Consider the following 17,405-nt stretch of genomic DNA (forward strand, 5'->3'; position numbering starts at 1 on the left):
GATCTCGGTGAGAGATCCGGCCCCGCACTGGGATTCGGTGACTAGGCGGTCGGGGAGAACGCCTCGTCGATGATTTCCTGCTGCTCCACGGCGTGCACCTTGGACGAACCCGAGGACGGGGCCGACATGGCGCGGCGGGAGATGCGGCGCAGCTTGCCGAAGCGGGCCGGGAGGATCTCCGGGAGGTTGAGGCCGAAGAAGGGCCAGGCGCCCTGGTTGGCCGGTTCCTCCTGGACCCACGCCAGATCGGAGGCGTTGGGGTACTGCTCCAGGGCCTCGTTGAGGCGGAACTTCGGAATCGGGTACAGCTGCTCGACGCGGACGATGGCCACGTCGTCGCGGTTGTGCTTGTTCTTCTCGGCCACCAGCTCGTAGTAGATCTTGCCGGAGGTGAGCAGCACGCGCTTGACCTTGGCGCGGTCGCCGTTGCCCGACTCGTAGGTGGGCTCCTCGAGCACGGTGCGGAACTTGTTGTCGGTGAAGTCCTCGACCTCGGAGACGACAGCCTTGTTGCGCAGCATGGACTTCGGGGTGAACACCACCAGCGGGCGGCGGATGCCGTCCAGGGCGTGGCGGCGCAGCAGGTGGAAGTAGTTCGACGGGGTGGAGGGAACCGCCACCGTCATCGAACCCTCGGCGCACAGCTGCAGGAAGCGCTCGATCCGACCCGAGGTGTGGTCCGGACCCTGGCCCTCGTGACCGTGCGGCAGCAGCAGCACGACCTCGGAGAGCTGACCCCACTTGGCCTCACCGGAGGAGATGAACTCGTCGATGATGGACTGCGCGCCGTTGACGAAGTCACCGAACTGCGCCTCCCACAGGACGAGCGCGTCCGGGTTGCCCAGCGAGTAGCCGTACTCGAAGCCGACCGCCGCGTACTCCGACAGCGCCGAGTCGTGCACCGCGAACCAGCCCGGGTTGGCCGAGCCGATGTTGTGCAGCGGGGTGTACTCGTCGCCGCTCTTGCGGTCGATGATGACCGAGTGGCGCTGCGAGAAGGTGCCGCGGCGCGAGTCCTGACCGGTCAGGCGGACGGCCTTGCCCTCGTCGATGAGCGTGCCGAAGGCCAGCAACTCGGCCATGGCCCAGTCGACCTTGCCCTCGTAGGCCATCTCGCGGCGCTTCTCCAGCACCGGCTTGACGCGCGGGTGCACGGTGAAGCCGTCGGGCACGTTCAGGAACGCGTCGCCGATGCGCTGCAGCACCGTCTTGTCCACGGAGGTCACGAGATTCGGCGGCAGCTGCTGCTCTTCCTCGATCGACTCGGACGCCTCCGGCGGGAACTTCTCCAGCTCGCGCACCTCGTTGAAGATCCGCTCCAGCTGACCCTGGTAGTCACGCAGGGCGTCTTCGGCTTCCTTCATGGAGATGTCGCCACGGCCGATCAGCGACTCGGTGTACGCCTTGCGGACCGAACGCTTGGTGTCGATCACGTCGTACATGCCCGGCTGGGTCATCGACGGGTCGTCGCCCTCGTTGTGGCCGCGGCGGCGGTAGCAGATCAGGTCGATCACGACGTCGCGCTGGAACTTCTGCCGGTAGTCGACGGCCAGCTTGGCCACCCACACACAGGCTTCCGGGTCGTCGCCGTTCACGTGGAAGATCGGGGCGCCGATGAACTTCGCGATGTCGGTGGAGTATTCGGTGGAACGCGAGTACTCCGGCGCGGTGGTGAAGCCGATCTGGTTGTTCACCACGATGTGCACGGTGCCACCGGTGCGGTAGCCGCGCAGACCCGACAGGTTCAGCGTCTCGGCCACGACACCCTGGCCGGCGAAGGCCGCGTCACCGTGCAGCATCAGCGGCACGACCGAGAACGACCGCGCCTCTTCGCCCTTGGTGACGATGTCTTCCTTGGTGAGCAGGTCCTGCTTGGCGCGGACCAGACCTTCCAGCACCGGGTCGACGGCCTCGAGGTGCGAGGGGTTCGCGGTCAGCGACACCTCGATCTCGTTGTCGCCGAACATCTGCAGGTAGGTGCCGCGCGCACCGAGGTGGTACTTCACGTCACCGGAGCCGTGGGTGGCGGCCGGGTTCATGTTGCCCTCGAACTCGGTGAAGATCTTCGAGTAGGGCTTGCCCACGATGTTGGCCAGCACGTTCAGGCGGCCACGGTGCGGCATACCGATGACGACCTCGTCGAGGGCGTACTCGGCGCACTGGTCGATGACGGCGTCCATCATCGGGATGACCGACTCGGCGCCTTCCAGCGAGAAGCGCTTCTGGCCGACGTATTTGGTCTGCAGGAAGGTCTCGAACGCCTCGGCCGCGTTGAGCCGGGACATGATGTACTTCTGCTCCGCGACGGTCGGCTTCGCGTGCTTCTGCTCGACCCGCTCCTGAATCCACTTGAGCTGCTCGGGATCCAGAATGTGGGTGTACTCCACACCCACGTGGCGGGCGTAGGCGTCGCGCAGGATGGACAGCACGTCGCGCAGCTTCATGCGCTCCTGGCCGTGGAAGCCCGCGACATTGAACTCGCGGTCCAGGTCCCACAGGGTCAGGCCGTGCTGGGTGACATCCAGGTCGGGGTGCGAGCGGAACTTGTCCTTCACCAGCCGCAGCGGGTCGGTGTCGGCCATCAGGTGGCCGCGGCTGCGGTAGGCGTTGATCATCTCCTGGACACGGGTCGACTTGTCGATGCCGCGTTCCTGAATGTCCTTGCGCCAGCGGACCGGCTCGTAGGGGACACCCATGCCGTGGAAGATCTCGTCGTAGAACTCGTCGGAGATCAGCAGGTTGTGGACGGTCCGCAGGAAGTCGCCGGACTCCGCGCCCTGGATGATGCGGTGGTCGTAGGTCGAGGTCAGGGTCATCAGCTTGCCGATGCCCATCTCCGCGAGCTGCTGGTCGCTCATGCCCTGGAACTCGGCCGGGTACTCCATGGCGCCCGCGCCGATGATCGCGCCCTGGCCCAGCATCAGACGCGGCACCGAGTGGTTGGTGCCGATGGTGCCCGGGTTGGTGAGCGAGATGGTGACGCCGGCGAAGTCGTCGTTGGTCAGCTTGCCGATGCGCGCCCGGCGGACGACGTCCTCGTACGCGGTGTGGAACTGCGCGAAGGTCATCTCCTCGGTGTTCTTGATGGCCGCGACCGCGAGCGCGCGGGACCCGTCCTTGCCCGGAAGGTCGATGGCCAGACCGAGATTGGTGTGCGCCGGAGTGACCGCGTTCGGCTTCCCGTCGATCTCGGCGTAGTGCCGGTTCATGTTCGGGAAGGACTTGATGCCCTGCACGATGGCGTAGCCCAGCAGGTGGGTGAAGGAGATCTTGCCACCGCGGGTGCGGGCCAGGTGGTTGTTGATGACCAGCCGGTTGTCGATCATCAGCTTCGCCGGGATGGCACGCACCGAGGTAGCGGTGGGGATGGCCAGCGAGGCCGACATGTTCTTCACGGTCGCGGCGGCCGCGCCGCGCAGCACCTTGGTCTCGTCCTCGGCGGACGGCTTGGGGCCGCCGGAGGTCGGGGCCGCGTTCGAGCTCGGGGCCGGGGTGGTCTGCGGGGTGCGCACCTGCGCGGGGGCCGGAGCCGGGGCGGGCGCGGCGGGTGCGGCGACGGGGGGAGCGGCGGGCGCGGCGGCGGCGGGGGCCGGAGCGACGGCGGCGGCCGCCTGGCTGTTGTTACCAATCTCGGCAGTGTTCTCCGGCGTGTAGTCCGCCAGGAACTCGTGCCAGCTCTCATCGACGGACGAGGGGTCTTGCTTGTACTTCTGGTACATCTCGTCGACAAGCCACTGGTTCTGTCCGAACTGGTCTGTTGAGCTGCTCACAGCAGGTGTTCGCCTCATTTCGTTCTTCGCGCTGCGACGTTTGTGACGTGCCCGGCACGGGTAATCGGCGGATGCGCGCCGATGCGCCCCCACTGAGGATATGCCCACCCCCGTTCGCCGTCGGTCGTGGCTACCACCGAGCGGACGCATTCTCTCGTGACGACTCGTCCTCGCTCGAGAATATTCCTTCCGTCGCCCGCGCCGCAGCCCACAAGCGGGAGTACGCGCCGCGGGCCGCGAGGAGTTCGTCGTGTGACCCGATTTCGCTGATCCGGCCGTGCTCGACGACCGCGATCCGATCGGCCTGCGCGGCTGTCGCGAGCCGGTGCGCCACGATGATCGAGGTCCGCCCCCGCGTCACCGATTCGCTCGCGACCAGCACCGATGCCTCGGCGGCCGGATCCAGGACGGCGGTGGCCTCGTCGAGCAGGAGCAGGTCGGGCCGGACCAGTTCGGCGCGGGCCAGGGCGATGAGCTGGCGTTGCCCGGCCGAGAGCCCGCGCCCGCGTTCCCCGACCGGCTGTGACATGCCCCGGGGCAGCGCGGCGACGGTGTCCAGCGCACCGACCGCGGCGGCCGCCGCCTCGATTTCAACGCGACTCGCAAAAGGTTTGCCAAATGCAATGTTGCTGGCAATGTCGCCGGTGAAGAGGTGAGCTTCCTGTGGGACCACGCCGAGCCGGGAACGGAAGTCGGCGAGGCGATAGTCGCGAATATCCACGCCGTCCACCCGAATTGCGCCGTGAGTGTCCGGATCACGGGCTTTGTCATGCGTTTTCGCTATGGAGATTGCCGTCGCGGCGTCGGTAACTTCGTGATTCGCGTCACCGGACACAGGTTCTCGTGGCATGTCGTAGAGCCGGGCCAGCAACTTCACGATGGTCGACTTGCCCGCGCCGGTCTCGCCCACCAGCGCGAGGCTGCCGCCCGCCGGAATGCCGAGGCTGACGCCCTCCAGGGCGGGCCGCACCGCGCCCGGGTACTGGAAGCGCACGTCGTCGAACACCACCTCGCCACGCAGCTGCCCGTCGATCGGGGCCGCGTCCGCGGGATCGGGGGCGATCGAGGACGGGGTGCGCAGCAGTTCCCCGATGCGCCGCAACCCGACCCGCGCCTGCTGATACCCGTCGAAGAGCTGCGACAACTGCATGATCGGCCCGAACAGCAGCTGCAGGTACAGCACGAACGCGACCAGGGTGCCCGCGGTGGTGGTCCCGTGCGCGACCGCCCAGGCTCCGGTGAACACGACGGCGGCCAGCGCCAGGTCCGCCCACATGCCGACGAAGGCGAAGAAAGTGGCGATGGCCCGCTGCGCCTGCATCCGGCTGACCCGGTAGTTGTCCGAGTATCCGGCGAAGCGCCGCTCGGAGATCGCCTCGTGCCGGTTGGCCTGCACCACCCGCAGTCCCGCGACGTTCTCGGCGAAGTCGGCGTTCACGGTCGCCGAATGCTCCCGGGAGGCGCTGTAGGCGGCATCGGAGACCTTGCGGAACTTCCAGCTGGCCACCAGCAGCGCGGGCACCGTCACGAACACCACCAGGGCCAGGCCCGGGTCGATGATGGTGAGCGCCACCGCGATTCCGCCGACGGTCAGCAGCGCGACCAGCGCGTCCGGCAGGCCGGTCTGCATGAACGTCGACAGCGCGTCGATGTCGGTGGTCATCCGGGTCATGATGCGGCCGGACAGTTCCCGCTCGTAGAAGTCCAGGCCGAGCCGCTGCAGATGCGCGTAACTGCGCACCCGCAACCCGAACAGCACCCGCTCCCCGGCCCGGTTGCTCCACAGCAGCGCGGTCGCCGCGACCAGCCACCCGGCCACGACCAGGACGACGCCGATGACGGTGGCCCGTACCAGCGCGGCGCCGTCGTGCCGCCCGACGCCCGCGTCCACCGCGTACCGCACCACCGACGGGAAACCCACGCCGACAAGCGCGTTCAGTGCCAGCAGGAGCATGGTTCCCGCGACCAGCCATTTCACCAGTCCCAGCGCGTGACTCAGCCGGAATCCGGGGTCGGGCTCCCGCAACGAGTCCGCGTCCAGCCCGGGCTCTTCCAGCGCGGGCGGCAGCTTGCTGAGCACCCGCCGCACTTCCTCGGGCGTATCCCGATCCGGTTGCGCGCCCGCCGCGGTCTGCCCGAGTTCGAGGTCGGAGTCCGCGGCCGCCGGATCGAGCGGCGCGAATTCCGGTGCGGGCAGCCGGATCACACGGTCGGCGTGGGACAGCGTCGATTCGCGGTGGGCCAGGATCAGCGTGGTCCGGCCGGAATCGGTGGGCAGGGACGCGAAGATCGCGGCCTCGGTGACCGCGTCGACCGCCGAGGTGGCGTCGTCGAGGATCAGGACGCGCGGGTCGGCCAGCAGGGCGCGGGCCAGGGCGATGCGCTGGCGCTGGCCGCCGGACAGGGTCAGGCCGCGTTCGCCGACCACGGTGTCGTAGCCGTCGGCGAGGCCATTGATGAAGTCGTCGGCCGCGGCCTGTTTCGCGGCCGCGCGGATCTCGGCCTCGGTCGCCTCCGGTCGGCCCAGGGCGATATTGGCGGCGATGGTGTCCGAGAGCAGGAACGCCTCGTCGAACACGACGCCCACGGCTTCGCGCAGTTCGGCCGCGCGCAGATCGGCGACGTCGGCGCGGGAATCGGTGCCGTACAGGCTGATCCGGCCGGAGTCGGGGGAGTAGAAGCGCGGCAGCAGCAGGCTCAGCGTGGACTTGCCCGAGCCCGCCGGGCCGATGATCGCCACCGTCTCCCCGGGCGCGATGTCGAGGCTGACATCGCGCAGCACCGGCCGGTCCGGATCGAAACCGAAAGTGACGTCCTCGATTCGGATGCCGAGCGGCCCGTCGGGCACCGGCGCCGGATGCTCGGGGTCGACGCGGTCGGGCGCGCTGTCGATGACCTGGTGCACGCGTTCGGCCGCGGCCCGCGTCAACTGCGCCATCACCAGCACGTACGACACGATCCGGGTGGAGTTGGTCATGGTGGCCACGTAGGCGACGAAGGCCAGGAAGGTGCCGAGCCCGATGCTGCCGTGGAAGGCCAGCAGCCCGCCCGCCGCGATCACCGCGACCAGCCCGGCCTGCGGAATCGAGCCCAGTGTCGGGCTGAAGCGGGCGTCGATGCGGGCCGCGCGCATGCGTTCGGCGTACAGCTCGCGGCCGTGGCCCTCCAGCAGGTCGACCATGCGGGCCTCCTGCCCGAAGCCCTTGACCACGCGCACGCCGGTGACGGTCTCCTCGACGTGCTGGGCCAGATCGGCGGCGCGCTGCTGCGCGGACCAGGTGGCGGCGTACAGGCGCGGCCGCACCCGGTAGACCACGAAGGCCAGCACCGGCACCACCAGCAGCGCGGCCAGCGCCAGCGGCGGCGAGAGCCACAGCATGACGCCCGCCGCGAGCACGAATTGCAGCGCCGCCACCGAGGACCAGGGCGCCATCGACAGCAGCCCCTGCACCAGGGTGAGGTCGCTGATCGAGCGGGAGATGACCTGGCCGGTGCGCAGCTCGTCCTGCCCGGGCCCGTCCAGGCGTTGCAGCGCGGCCAGCAGATCCACCCGCAGTTCGTGCTGGACGTCGAGGGCGAGCCGCCCGGCCAGCATGCGGCGGCCGAAGGAGGCGAGGAACCGCCCGAGCGCGAGCGCGCCCAGCGCGACCGCCATCCCCCCGATGATGCCGGTATTGCCCGCGGTCGCCCCGTCGAGGGCGCGCTTGGCCAGCAGCGGCCCGGTCACCTCCACGACCGCGCCGAGCATGATCGCCACCGCCAGGCCCGCCAGCATCCACGGATGCCCGACGCACCTGTCCCACAGCCGCCGCAACCAGCCGCGGCCCGTCCCGTCGCCGGCCCCGGTCACCATCGCCTCGCCCACATCACTCGAACTCATCGCCGAGAACAACGATCTCCCCACCCCCTGTTTGTTCCCCATCCCGTTCCCCGCCCCTTACCAGTGTGGCCGGGACGCCGCCTTGGGTCTCTCGTCCCGGCGTGTTCCGCTGAACTTCGCACCGTTCACGGAATGTGTTGTTCCGTGACCTGCGGGATTGCTCCGGCAGGGTTGGCCCGCAACCGCAGTCTCGGGTCTTCCCGTGGCGATACCATCGCCCGGCGAGCCGGGTCTCACACGGTTTCCAGCGGGCATGTTTACCGTCCCGACGCAACTCGCCGTGGACACCAACGCCGCCAAGTTACGGGCAGCGTTCACATCACGATCCAATACGAGACCGCAATGATCGCAACGGAATACGCGCTCCCCCAAAGCCAGCTTGGCTTTCACTGCTTTGCAGGAAGAACACGTTTTAGAGCTGGGATACCAGCGGTCGGCGGTGATCAACCGTCCGCCGCACCAGTCGGTTTTGTATTCGAGTTGGTGGCGCAGTGTGGAGAACCCGGCCGACCAGATCGCCTTGCTCAGGCACCGATTGCGCAGCATGCCCGCGATGTTCAAGTCCTCCACCACGATCGTCCCGTACTCGTGGGTCAGGCGGGTGGTGAGCTTGTGGAGCCCGTCGCGGCGCATCGCGGTCACCCGATGCTCGAGGCGGTTGGCTTTGGCGTTGGCCTTCTCCCACCGCCGCGACGGCTCGCCACCGTGCTTGCGGTCGGGGCCGCGGCGGCGGGACCGTGCTCGCGCAAGTCGGCGGCGCAGGGCCTGGGTCTTCTGGTAATGCTTAGGGTTGGCAACAATCTCGCCCGTGGACAGGACGGCGAGAGCCTTCACCCCTGTATCCACCCCGACCACGGCGTCGGGCCGTGCGGGTTTCGGATCATTGCGGCGGACCGCGACGGTGAACGATACCCACCACCGGCCACCCCGCCAGGACAAGGTCATGTTCGCGAGTCTGGCGGTCCCGTTCCGCAGCCGCCGCGCGAGCTTGCGCGTCGATTCACCGGTCCGAACGATTCCGATACGGGGAATCTTGACCTGCCGCGACCCGTCGCCGAGTCCGTAACTGCCGGTGGTGACGGTGAACGATTGGTGGGAGTGCTTCTTCCGGGCCGGGACACCCATGCGTGCCCCGGTACGGGTGCCGCGTTTCGACGCCCCGTAGTTGGAGAACGCCTTGGCGACCCGCGCGATACCGGACGAGTACGCCTCTTTGCTGTTCTCCGCCCACCACGGTGCGACCGTGCCCTTCTCCGCGTTCCACGCTTTGCGGAGGCTGTAAGCGGATTGATCGATCCATGGGGTGAGCTCGTCGTCGGGGATGCCGTAGGAGGCTTCGGCTGCGCGCTGCGCCCAGTTGGCGAGGACTTTGCGGCGACCCCAGTTGTAGGCGAACCGTGTTGCCCCGCAGTGGGAACGTAACGCTTGTGCCTGGTCGTGGGTCGGCTCCAACGCGAACCGGTACGCCTGCAACTGTCTCGTCCCCTCCTCGGGACGATCGTTCGACGACGACGGCTCGCTCACCTGTTCGACAGTAGGGAAACCGGGCCAGACACGACAGTATTGAAACCGAAGACACGCCAACCGAATTGTTGCATCCACACCGAAGCCCGACCACCCAACAATTGACCACCTTGCGTCCGGTCTCGTCGAAACGGAGTTCCCGCCATGCCGATTCAGCGCCTCAATCACGCTGTCCTGTTCGTCTCCGACGTGGAACGCTCGGTCGCGTTCTACAGCGAGGTGCTCGGCTTCCGCCGGCTGCCCGGCGGCTTCCCGGGCGGGGCGTTCCTGCAGGCCGAGGGGTCGGCCAATGACCACGACCTGGGCCTGTTCCAGTCCCCGGACCCGTCGATCCCGCACCGCACCGGCCGGGTCGGGCTCTACCACCTGGCCTGGGAGGTGAACACGCTCAGCGAGTTGCAGCGGGTGCGCGACGCCCTGATCGCGGCGGGCGCGCTCACGGGGGCGTCCGACCACGCCTCCACCAAGGCCCTCTACGCCGCCGATCCGGACGGCATCGAATTCGAGGTCTGCTGGCTGGTTCCCGACGCCGCGGTGGAGGCCGAACTGGCGGGTATGACCGCGCCGAGCCTGCCGCTGGACCTGCCGGGGCTCATCGCCGAGTACGGCGCGGACACCCCGGGCGGCCCGCGCACCGATCACGCGGTCTGGCAGCGGGTGTTCGCCGACCGGGACTGAGCGTCAGATGTCGCGGCGGGTGTAGAACCACCAGCCCGCCGCGCCCGCCGCCGCGCTCCACAGCACCAGCATCGCCATGGCCGCCGGCGTGGGCGCGATAAGCGCGTTCTTGGCGTACCGTCCGCCGCTGATCGCCCCGACCGTCGAGGACACCGGCAGGATGGCCGCCAGCCCGCCGAACCCGATGGCGCGCGCGGTGATCCAGATCAGCGGTTCCAGCACCGCCCAGCCCAGCACCGCCATCAGCGCCTGGGTGGGCGAGCGCAGCACGAAGCCCACCGCGGTCCCGATCACCGTCCAACACACCGCCGCCAGCGCCACCCCGATCAGCACGCCGAAGAAGCCGCCGTCCATGGGCACCCGCGAGCCGCCCGCCAGTCGCATGGCGGCTCCGCCGAGCACTTCCATGGCGACCACGGTGGCGAGCGAGAACGCCCCCGCCACCGCGAGTTTCGCGCTCAGGAGCAGGGTTCGGTCGGGGGTGAACAGCGAGCCCATCGCCACGCCCCCGGTCGCGAACTCCGAGCCCGCGCCGACCGCCCCGAAGGCGGCGGCCGCGGCCACGGTCAGCACCACGACCCACGCGGTCAGCACGGACGCCCAGCCGGACCCGGAGCTGAACCCCTGCGCGTTCTCGCCCCCGGGCTGGAATCCGGTCCCCAGCGCCACGAACGCCGCCACACCCGCCGCGACGACCCCGCCGCCGATCACCCAGTTCAGCCGCACCGAAGTCACCTTCCGCACTTCGGAATTCGCGGCCCGGGCCACCACCGGCGGCACAGTGAACTTCATCGAGCGTCCTTTCGTGAAGCGTCCCCGGCCTGGGCGGCTCCGCATATCCGTGCGGCACGGGACGCTGCTCCGGAATCGAGCGTCTCGGCGGCGGTGCCGCGGACCGGTCGTTCGCGGGCCGGGCCACCGGTTGCCGGCGCCGCCGACCGATAGCGAATGTCGATGTGGCACACCGATGTCACCGATACGCCCCAGGGGCGGCCGGGCCGGGGTAGGCGGGGGCGGTGGGTCCGGTGTGGGTGAGGGCGGCCAGCACCTGATCGGGGTGGATGTGTTCGGGCGTGACCTCGGTGAGCTGGACCCGGGCGGCGGAGGCGGCCGATTCCAGTTGTGACAGTGAGGCTTCCGCGATGGCGAGGCGACCGTCCGGCCGCATGACCGAGTCGGTGAAGCCCTGCGCGGCCAGCGAGGTGGCCAGCGCGATCGGGCTGGAGGCCTTGACGAGCAGCCGGTCCGGGTGGCTGCGGCGCAGCCGGGCGGGACTGCCTTGGTAGGCGACGCGGCCGCGGTCCATGACGATGAGCTCGTCGGCGATGGGCAGCACGGTGCTCAGGGTGCGCGAGGTGAGCAGCACGGTGCCGCCGCGGCGGGCGTGGCCGCGCAGATGGTCATTGAGCCAGGCGGTCTCGCCGACGTCGAGCCCGGTGGCCGGATCGTCGAGCACCAGCAGCGGGGGATCGCCGAGCAGGGCGACGGCCAGCGCCAGCCGGGTCCGCATGCCCTCGGTGAGGGTGCCGATCCGTTCGTCGGCGGCGTCGAGGAGCCGGACCAGCCGCAGCAGTTCCTCGGCCCGCTCGTCGGAGACGCCCGCGGCCGCGGCGTACACGCGCAGCTGGGCGAACACCCGCCGCGCCGGGTCCAGCCCGCGCGGGGTGAGCATCGCGCCGACCGCCCGCCGCCCGGCCCGCGCACCGGAACCGGGCCCGCCCACACCGGCGGTGCCGGAGGTGGGGGTGAGCAGTCCGAGCAGCATGCGCAGCACCGTGGACTTGCCCGCGCCGTGCGGTCCCACCAGCGCGGCCACCGTCCCGGCGGGCACCACGAAACTGACGTCGTCGACGGCGGTGATGCTGTCGAAGGTCTTGGTCAGCCCGCCGGCGGCGAAGGCGAGGGGCCGGGCGCTCACTGCTGCTTGTTCCAGGCCGGCGCGTTCAGGGCGGTCAGCGGGTCGGCGTCGACGATCATGGGCTGCGGCCAGCTCAGCGGCGGCGCGCCGAAGGCGTTGCGGGCATTGTCGACGGTGCGGCGGCCCAGCGCCCGGTTGCCGAATCCGCCGATGGCCGCGCCGATTCCGGCGGGGATCACCTTGCCGACCATGAGCGCCCCGCGCTTGGCGATGAACTGCACCATGAACCGCTTGAGCAGCGAATCGTTCATGGAGCTCAGGCCGGGGATCTTGGCGGCCATCAGGCCACCCCAGTTCTTCGCCGACACGCCGACGCTCTTCTGCACGATCTCCATGCCGCTCTCCCCGAGCACCACGGCCAGCACCAGGGCGCGGCGGCGTTCCTTGTCCTCGGGCGCGATGCCGTGCACGGCGGCCACGGCCAGGGTGAACACCGCGGACGCCTCCAGGAAGAACGCGGTCTCCGCGCTCATGGCGGCCACCGACGCGACGGTTCCGACGCCGGGCACGGCCGCCGTCGCTCCGACCGCGGTGCCGGAGGCCGTGACGGTGTTCAGATACAGCTTCTCGAACCGCGCGATGATCTGCCCGGGTGTCTCGTCCGGATGATCGGCCCGCAGCTTCGCGACGTATTTCGCGACCGCCGGGGCCTGCACCTGGGACCCGTTGTCGAGCAGCGAAACGACCGCCTTTTCGAATCCGCCCTTGAACATCGGCAACCCCTTACTTCCGTGCGGTCCTCTCCGACCGAAACTCTATGGCACCTCGACAACGATTCGCGAGATAGACCGGTTCCGGATGGGAGCATCGCGCGCCGCGCCGGATCGGCCTAGGGTGGATCGCGTGGCAGGCGTGTCCGAAGGCGCCTCGGGTGTGTCCGACCCGCGGCTGAGCGCGTACGTCCTCGGCTACGAGGGCTACCTGTTGCACGGCTTCACCCCGGGCACCCACGTCGGCATGCCGGGCTCGGCGCTGACGGTGATCATCACCATCGGCGAATCCATCCACGTCCCCGTCTCCAGTCATCCCGAGCAGCCGGGCGGGCACTGGGACATGCTGGCCAGCGGGCTCACGGTACGTCCGGCGGTGATCGCGCACAACGGCTTCCAGCACGGCGTACAGCTGAATCTGACCCCGCTGGGCTGCCGGGCGGTGCTGGGGATGCCCGCCGCGGCGCTCGGTTCGTGGATCGTGGATCTGGCCGACCTGCTCGGGCCGCGCGCGACGGAGCTGCGGGAGCGGCTGGCGGAGCCGGTGTCGTGGCCGGAACGGTTCGCCGTCATCGACGAGATCCTGCTGCGGCATATCGCCCCCGTGCGCTGGGACGACGAGCTGACCCACGCCTGGGCGCTGCTGTCCGGGCCGGACCCGGCTGTGCGGGTGGCCGAGGTCGCCGACGAGATCGGCTGGAGTCGAAGGCATCTCGGCAACCGTTTCGGCGCGGAGTTCGGCATCACCCCCAAGGACGCGGTCCGGGTGGCCCGTTTCGAACGCTCACACCAACTGCTGCGCGAGCCGGTCGCACCGCCGCTGGCGACGGTGGCGGCGGCCGCCGGGTACTACGACCAGGCGCACATGGCCCGCGAGTGGCGGGAGCTGGCGGGCATGCCGCCGTCGGTGTGGCGGGAACACGAGGAGTTCCCATTCGTCCAAGACCAACCGGTGGCCGAGGTCGGAGGCTGGTGCCATGAGTGAAACCACCAATTCCGTGCGGACCGCCATCGTCGTCTGGCCGACCCTGGTCTACCGCGACGCCGCGGCCGCGATCACGTTCCTGGAGGCCGCCTTCGGCTTCGAGACCACCGCCCGCTACGACTCGGGCGACACCGTCGACCACGCCGAACTGGCCTGGCCGGGCGGCGGCGCGATCATGCTCGGCGGGGTGCGCGAGGGCATGGCGCTGGCATGCCAGCCGCCCGGCGTCGGCTCGGTGTACATCGCCCTCGACGAGATCGACGCGCTGTACGAGCGGGCGCGGGCGGCGGGCGCGACCATCACCCGCGAACTGCGCGACGAAACCGATTACGAATCACGGGGTTTCACCTGCCGCGACCCCGAAGGCGTCTATTGGAGCTTCGGCACCTATCGGGGCGCGGCGGGGGAGTGAGCGGTCAGACCGCGCCGTGACCGGCGGGCACCCGCTCGGCCTCCACCGGCGGAGGCGGCGGGGTGCCGTCGCCGAACGGCTTGCCGCCCAGGGCTTCCCGGCCGTGCGGGGTCAGCCAGTCGCCGAGTTCGGGGCCCTGGGGCACGACCCGCGTCGGATTGATGTCGGTGTGCACGATGTAGTAGTGCTGCTTGATCTGCACGAAGTCGATGGTGTCGCCGAAACCGGGGGTCTGGAACAGGTCGCGGGCGTACGCCCACAGCACCGGCATCTCGGTGAGCTTCTGCCGGTTGGTCTTGAAGTGGCCGTGGTAGACCGGGTCGAAACGGGCCAGGGTGGTGAACAGCCGCACATCGGCCTCGGTGATGGTGTCGCCCATCAGGTACCGCTGGGCCGCGAGGCGTTCGCTCAGCCAGTCGAGCGCGGTGAACAGCCGGTCGTAGGCGGCGTCGTAGGCCTGCTGGTCGCCGGCGAACCCGCACCGGTACACGCCGTTGTTGACCTCGGTGTAGACGCGGCGCATGACCGGATCCATTTCCGCGCGTAGATCTTCCGGGTACAGGTCGGGCGCGCCGGGCCGGTGGTACTCGGTCCACTCGGTCGAGAAGTCGAGGGTCATCTGCGCGTAGTCGTTGGTGACCACCGCGCCGGTGCGCTGGTCCACGACGGCGGGCACGGTGATGCCGCGCGGGTAGTCGGGGAATCGCTCGAAGTACGCGTCGCGCAGGAAGTGGATGCCGAGCACCGGATCCACCTCGCCCGGATCCAGGTCGAATGTCCAGCTGCGCTTGTCGTGGGTCGGCCCGCACAAGCCCAGGGACAGCACCGATTCCAGCCCCAGCAGCCGCCGCACGATCAGCGTGCGATTGGCCCACGGGCATGCCCGCGCCGCGACCAGCCGGTACCGGCCCGGCTCGACCGGATACCCGTCCCGCCCGTCCGCGGTGATCCGCGTTTCGATGTAATTCGTGTCCCGCTTGAATTCGCCGGGCTCGACATAGGTCCCCGGCTCGCTGTTCGAGGTAGTCACTGTGTCTATTTTGCCCTCCGCTCCGCTACGGGCGGGTTCGGGTGATCTCCTCGCAGGTAGTCGTACCGATGTCGCGCCGCCTCTTTTGCGAAGGTAAGCGTCCGCATACATTCAGGGCATGACTGACTCGAAGCCCACCCGCCTGGAGCGCATCGTCACCGACGGCGGCGCGGACGCGGCGATCCTCACCATCGACCATCCGCCGCTGAACCTCTTCGACATGGCGCTGATGGACACCCTCGCCTCGGATCTCGAGGAGCTGTCGGCGAATCCGCCCCGCGCGCTGCTGATCCGCGCCGACGGCAAGCTGGTGTCGGGCGGGGTGGACGTGCACGTCTTCGACGGGCTGTCGGGGGAGGAGGGCGCGCAGCTGTGGCAGGCCCTGTTCGCGCGCATCATCCACCCGCTCGAGGCGCTGCCGTGCCCGGTCGTCTTCGCCGCCCACTCGCTGACCCTGACCGCGGCCTTCGAGATGTCGCTGGCCTGCGACATCATCCTGGCCGCTCCCAAGGCCAAGTTCGGTCTGGTGGAGACCGTGGTGGGCCTGACCCCGTCCATGGGCGGCCCGCAGCGGCTGGCCGAGCGGGCCGGTTCGGGCCGGGCTCGCGAGTTCGTCATGACCGGTGACCTCTACGACGCCGCCACCATGGCCGACTGGGGTGTGGTCAATGCCGTGCACGAGGACGTGGACGCCGCCGCCCGGGCGCTGCTGGCCCGCCTCGCCGAGGGGCCGACACGCGCGCACGCGGCCACCAAGACGATCATCGAGGCCTGGCGGTCCGGCGGTGTCGCCCACGCCGATTCGGTGACCCCGGAGGTGTCCGGGCAACTTTTCGGCACCGCGGACCTGAAGGGCGCGGTGCGCAGCTTCCTGGAGGTCGGCCCCGGAAAGGCCACGTACACGGGCACATAGACCCAGACCGGTCGAACCGGCTGCGCGCGCCCGGGCGTGTCTAATGACGCCCGGGCGTGTCAAGCCGTCTACCTGCGATGGTGTCGGAGTGAGGGCGACACGAGACCGCTCGATGCGCATTCCGGACGCCCGGTCGTGAACGACATCCGAAATCCGACGTTTCCGCAGGCTCGATTGGGGGAACCAGGGTTTGGCAGGACGCCGATCTGTTTCCGTGGGGTCAAAGCCTGACATCCGTTTGCCGACAATCCGCCCACTTCTGTGATCTGCATCATATAGTCACTCATGCCTGGCAGGGCTTCGAGGCACTCGGAGGGACGATGTCGCAGTTACTCGTGGAATTCCCGCACACGCGAAACGGCTGGTGTGACAACCCGCTTGCGCGCGCCGCCGACGGCATCCTGCGCTACGGAAACCTCACCCCCGCACTGACCGAGCTACTCGATATCCAGGTCCACAATTTCGCCGCCCGCGAGGCCGTCGTCGAGATCGGCGGCCCCCGGCTCACCTACCGCGAGCTCTGGTACTCGGCCTCCCGCATCGCGGGCGGGCTGCAGGAGCACGGCATCGGCTACGGCGACCGGGTCGCGGTCCGCATGCCGGTCGGCGCCCGCTGGGTCCAGGCCTTCCTGGGCGCGCTCCTCTCCGGCGCGGTCCCGGTGCTGGTCCACGACGGCCTCCCGGACGTGGTGGCGGACCGCGTGATTCGAGACGCCTGCGCCGACTTCGTGCTGGACGGCGGCGGTACCGCGGCCGGTTTCGCCGCGGCCCTGCCCGACGGCGCGGCCTTCATCGACGACGGCGCGTCCCTGGGCGAGCTGGCGCTGCTCTCCTACACCAGCCCGGGCCCCGACACCGCCCCGCGCGGGGTGGAGCTGACCAACGAGAACCTGCTCTCCGCAATCCGTTCCGTGGTCGGCGCGCTGGATCTGCCCACCGACGGCCTGCGCAACCTGGTGCTGCTGCCGCTCGCGCACGCCAGCGGGTGCGTGGATCAACTGCTGCCGACGTTCGCGGTCGGCGGCACGGTGGTGCTCACCCCGGACCGGTCCCTGGTGCCGCGGGCGCTGGTGGCCGAACGCATCGACATGGTCGCCGCGACCCCCAGCATCTTCGCCGGACTGTTGCCCGGCCTGGCGGGGCTTCGGGTGGAGCAGGTGCGTCAGGTGTGCAGCGCCGGGCACCGCGCCGAACTGGCCGCGGCCTCCGCCGCATCCGGTTCGGTCGCCGACACCCTGCGCGAGGTCTTCCCGGCCGCGCGGCAGTGGTCGGTGTGGGGCGCGACCGAGACCTCCGGCATCGGCCTGGCTCGCGACGACACCGCCCTGGACCTCGACGGCCACGACAGTGCCCGCGACACCCTCGGATTCGCCTTCGGGGGAACAGAACTCGCGTTGTGGGGCCCGCACGCGGATGCCGGGTGCGGAGAATTGCTGTGCCGCGGTCCGAATGTGAGCCCGCGGTACTGGAACGATCCGAAGACCACCGAATCGCGCTTCACCGGGCCCTGGTTCCACACCGGGAACCAGGTCAGCATCACCGCCGACGGCTTGGTCCGCCGCGTCGGCTGACGCGCGGACCCGCC

At 69.6% G+C, this 17,405-nt stretch carries 12 protein-coding genes; 5 read left to right on the forward strand and 7 right to left on the reverse strand.

Annotated features, from left to right (window positions below):
* Positions 1-41: 41 nt before the first annotated feature.
* The 3 genes from ACFRAQ_RS04085 to tnpB all read right to left on the reverse strand — a co-directional run bounded on the left by ACFRAQ_RS04085 (position 42) and on the right by tnpB (position 9,174).
* A complete protein-coding gene (locus tag ACFRAQ_RS04085) occupies positions 42-3,788 on the reverse strand; it encodes a multifunctional oxoglutarate decarboxylase/oxoglutarate dehydrogenase thiamine pyrophosphate-binding subunit/dihydrolipoyllysine-residue succinyltransferase subunit (protein WP_379093877.1) in 3,747 nt (1,248 codons plus the stop codon).
* Positions 3,789-3,900: 112 nt separating this feature from the next.
* Positions 3,901-7,650 carry an ABC transporter ATP-binding protein gene (locus tag ACFRAQ_RS04090; RefSeq protein ID WP_379093879.1) on the reverse strand — a complete coding sequence of 1,250 codons (3,750 nt, stop codon included), beginning with the start codon at positions 7,648-7,650 and terminating at the stop codon, positions 3,901-3,903.
* Between the two features lie 57 nt (positions 7,651-7,707).
* Positions 7,708-9,174, reverse strand: a complete 1,467-nt coding sequence (gene tnpB, locus ACFRAQ_RS04095) for an IS607 family element RNA-guided endonuclease TnpB (RefSeq protein ID WP_379093881.1) — start codon at positions 9,172-9,174, stop codon at positions 7,708-7,710.
* Between the two features lie 144 nt (positions 9,175-9,318).
* Here tnpB and ACFRAQ_RS04100 point away from each other — a divergent pair, with 144 nt between their 5' ends.
* On the forward strand, positions 9,319-9,852 hold the full coding sequence (locus tag ACFRAQ_RS04100; protein WP_379093884.1) for a VOC family protein: 534 nt from the start codon (positions 9,319-9,321) through the stop codon (positions 9,850-9,852).
* A gap of 3 nt (positions 9,853-9,855) precedes the next feature.
* On the opposite strand, the gene ACFRAQ_RS04105 is transcribed toward ACFRAQ_RS04100, so the two are convergent.
* The 3 genes from ACFRAQ_RS04105 to ACFRAQ_RS04115 form a co-directional block, all read right to left on the reverse strand.
* Positions 9,856-10,644 carry a hypothetical protein gene (locus tag ACFRAQ_RS04105; protein ID WP_379093887.1) on the reverse strand — a complete coding sequence of 263 codons (789 nt, stop codon included), beginning with the start codon at positions 10,642-10,644 and terminating at the stop codon, positions 9,856-9,858.
* Between the two features lie 178 nt (positions 10,645-10,822).
* Positions 10,823-11,770: an ABC transporter ATP-binding protein gene (locus ACFRAQ_RS04110; RefSeq protein ID WP_379093890.1), complete on the reverse strand. Its 948-nt coding sequence runs from the start codon at positions 11,768-11,770 to the stop codon at positions 10,823-10,825.
* On the reverse strand, positions 11,767-12,483 hold the full coding sequence (locus ACFRAQ_RS04115; RefSeq protein WP_357087233.1) for a hypothetical protein: 717 nt from the start codon (positions 12,481-12,483) through the stop codon (positions 11,767-11,769). Before ACFRAQ_RS04115 ends, ACFRAQ_RS04110 begins: the two co-directional genes overlap by 4 nt.
* Positions 12,484-12,613: 130 nt before the next feature.
* On the opposite strand from ACFRAQ_RS04115, the gene ACFRAQ_RS04120 reads away from it, so the two are divergent.
* Positions 12,614-13,465 carry a helix-turn-helix domain-containing protein gene (locus ACFRAQ_RS04120; RefSeq protein ID WP_379093893.1) on the forward strand — a complete coding sequence of 284 codons (852 nt, stop codon included), beginning with the start codon at positions 12,614-12,616 and terminating at the stop codon, positions 13,463-13,465.
* Positions 13,458-13,877: a VOC family protein gene (locus ACFRAQ_RS04125; RefSeq protein WP_379093896.1), complete on the forward strand. Its 420-nt coding sequence runs from the start codon at positions 13,458-13,460 to the stop codon at positions 13,875-13,877. The genes ACFRAQ_RS04120 and ACFRAQ_RS04125 overlap by 8 nt, the downstream gene beginning before the upstream one ends.
* Positions 13,878-13,881: 4 nt before the next feature.
* Here ACFRAQ_RS04125 and ACFRAQ_RS04130 read toward each other — a convergent pair whose 3' ends face one another.
* Positions 13,882-14,907 (reverse strand): glutathione S-transferase family protein, encoded by a 1,026-nt coding sequence (locus ACFRAQ_RS04130; RefSeq protein ID WP_379093899.1) that lies wholly within the window; start codon positions 14,905-14,907, stop codon positions 13,882-13,884.
* 118 nt (positions 14,908-15,025) lie between these two features.
* On the opposite strand from ACFRAQ_RS04130, the gene ACFRAQ_RS04135 reads away from it, so the two are divergent.
* Positions 15,026-15,820 carry an enoyl-CoA hydratase/isomerase family protein gene (locus ACFRAQ_RS04135; protein ID WP_379093902.1) on the forward strand — a complete coding sequence of 265 codons (795 nt, stop codon included), beginning with the start codon at positions 15,026-15,028 and terminating at the stop codon, positions 15,818-15,820.
* 320 nt (positions 15,821-16,140) lie between these two features.
* Positions 16,141-17,391, forward strand: coding sequence for a class I adenylate-forming enzyme family protein (locus tag ACFRAQ_RS04140; RefSeq protein ID WP_379093905.1), 1,251 nt, complete (start codon positions 16,141-16,143; stop codon positions 17,389-17,391).
* Positions 17,392-17,405 lie beyond the last annotated feature (14 nt).

The sequence above is a fragment of the Nocardia sp. NPDC056611 genome, assembly GCF_042792755.1.
Lineage (GTDB): Bacteria > Actinomycetota > Actinomycetes > Mycobacteriales > Mycobacteriaceae > Nocardia.

What these genes read in the sequence shown, in the direction of transcription:
- ACFRAQ_RS04115 (WP_357087233.1), bottom strand. Translation starts at nt 12,483, where the DNA reads ATGTTCAAGGGCGGATTCGAAAAGGCGGTCGTTTCGCTGCTCGACAAC.
- ACFRAQ_RS04105 (WP_379093887.1), bottom strand. Translation starts at nt 10,644, where the DNA reads ATGAAGTTCACTGTGCCGCCGGTGGTGGCCCGGGCCGCGAATTCCGAA.
- ACFRAQ_RS04100 (WP_379093884.1), top strand. Translation starts at nt 9,319, where the DNA reads ATGCCGATTCAGCGCCTCAATCACGCTGTCCTGTTCGTCTCCGACGTG.
- ACFRAQ_RS04140 (WP_379093905.1), top strand. Translation starts at nt 16,141, where the DNA reads ATGTCGCAGTTACTCGTGGAATTCCCGCACACGCGAAACGGCTGGTGT.
- ACFRAQ_RS04090 (WP_379093879.1), bottom strand. Translation starts at nt 7,650, where the DNA reads ATGAGTTCGAGTGATGTGGGCGAGGCGATGGTGACCGGGGCCGGCGAC.
- ACFRAQ_RS04135 (WP_379093902.1), top strand. Translation starts at nt 15,026, where the DNA reads ATGACTGACTCGAAGCCCACCCGCCTGGAGCGCATCGTCACCGACGGC.
- ACFRAQ_RS04085 (WP_379093877.1), bottom strand. Translation starts at nt 3,788, where the DNA reads ATGAGGCGAACACCTGCTGTGAGCAGCTCAACAGACCAGTTCGGACAG.
- ACFRAQ_RS04125 (WP_379093896.1), top strand. Translation starts at nt 13,458, where the DNA reads ATGAGTGAAACCACCAATTCCGTGCGGACCGCCATCGTCGTCTGGCCG.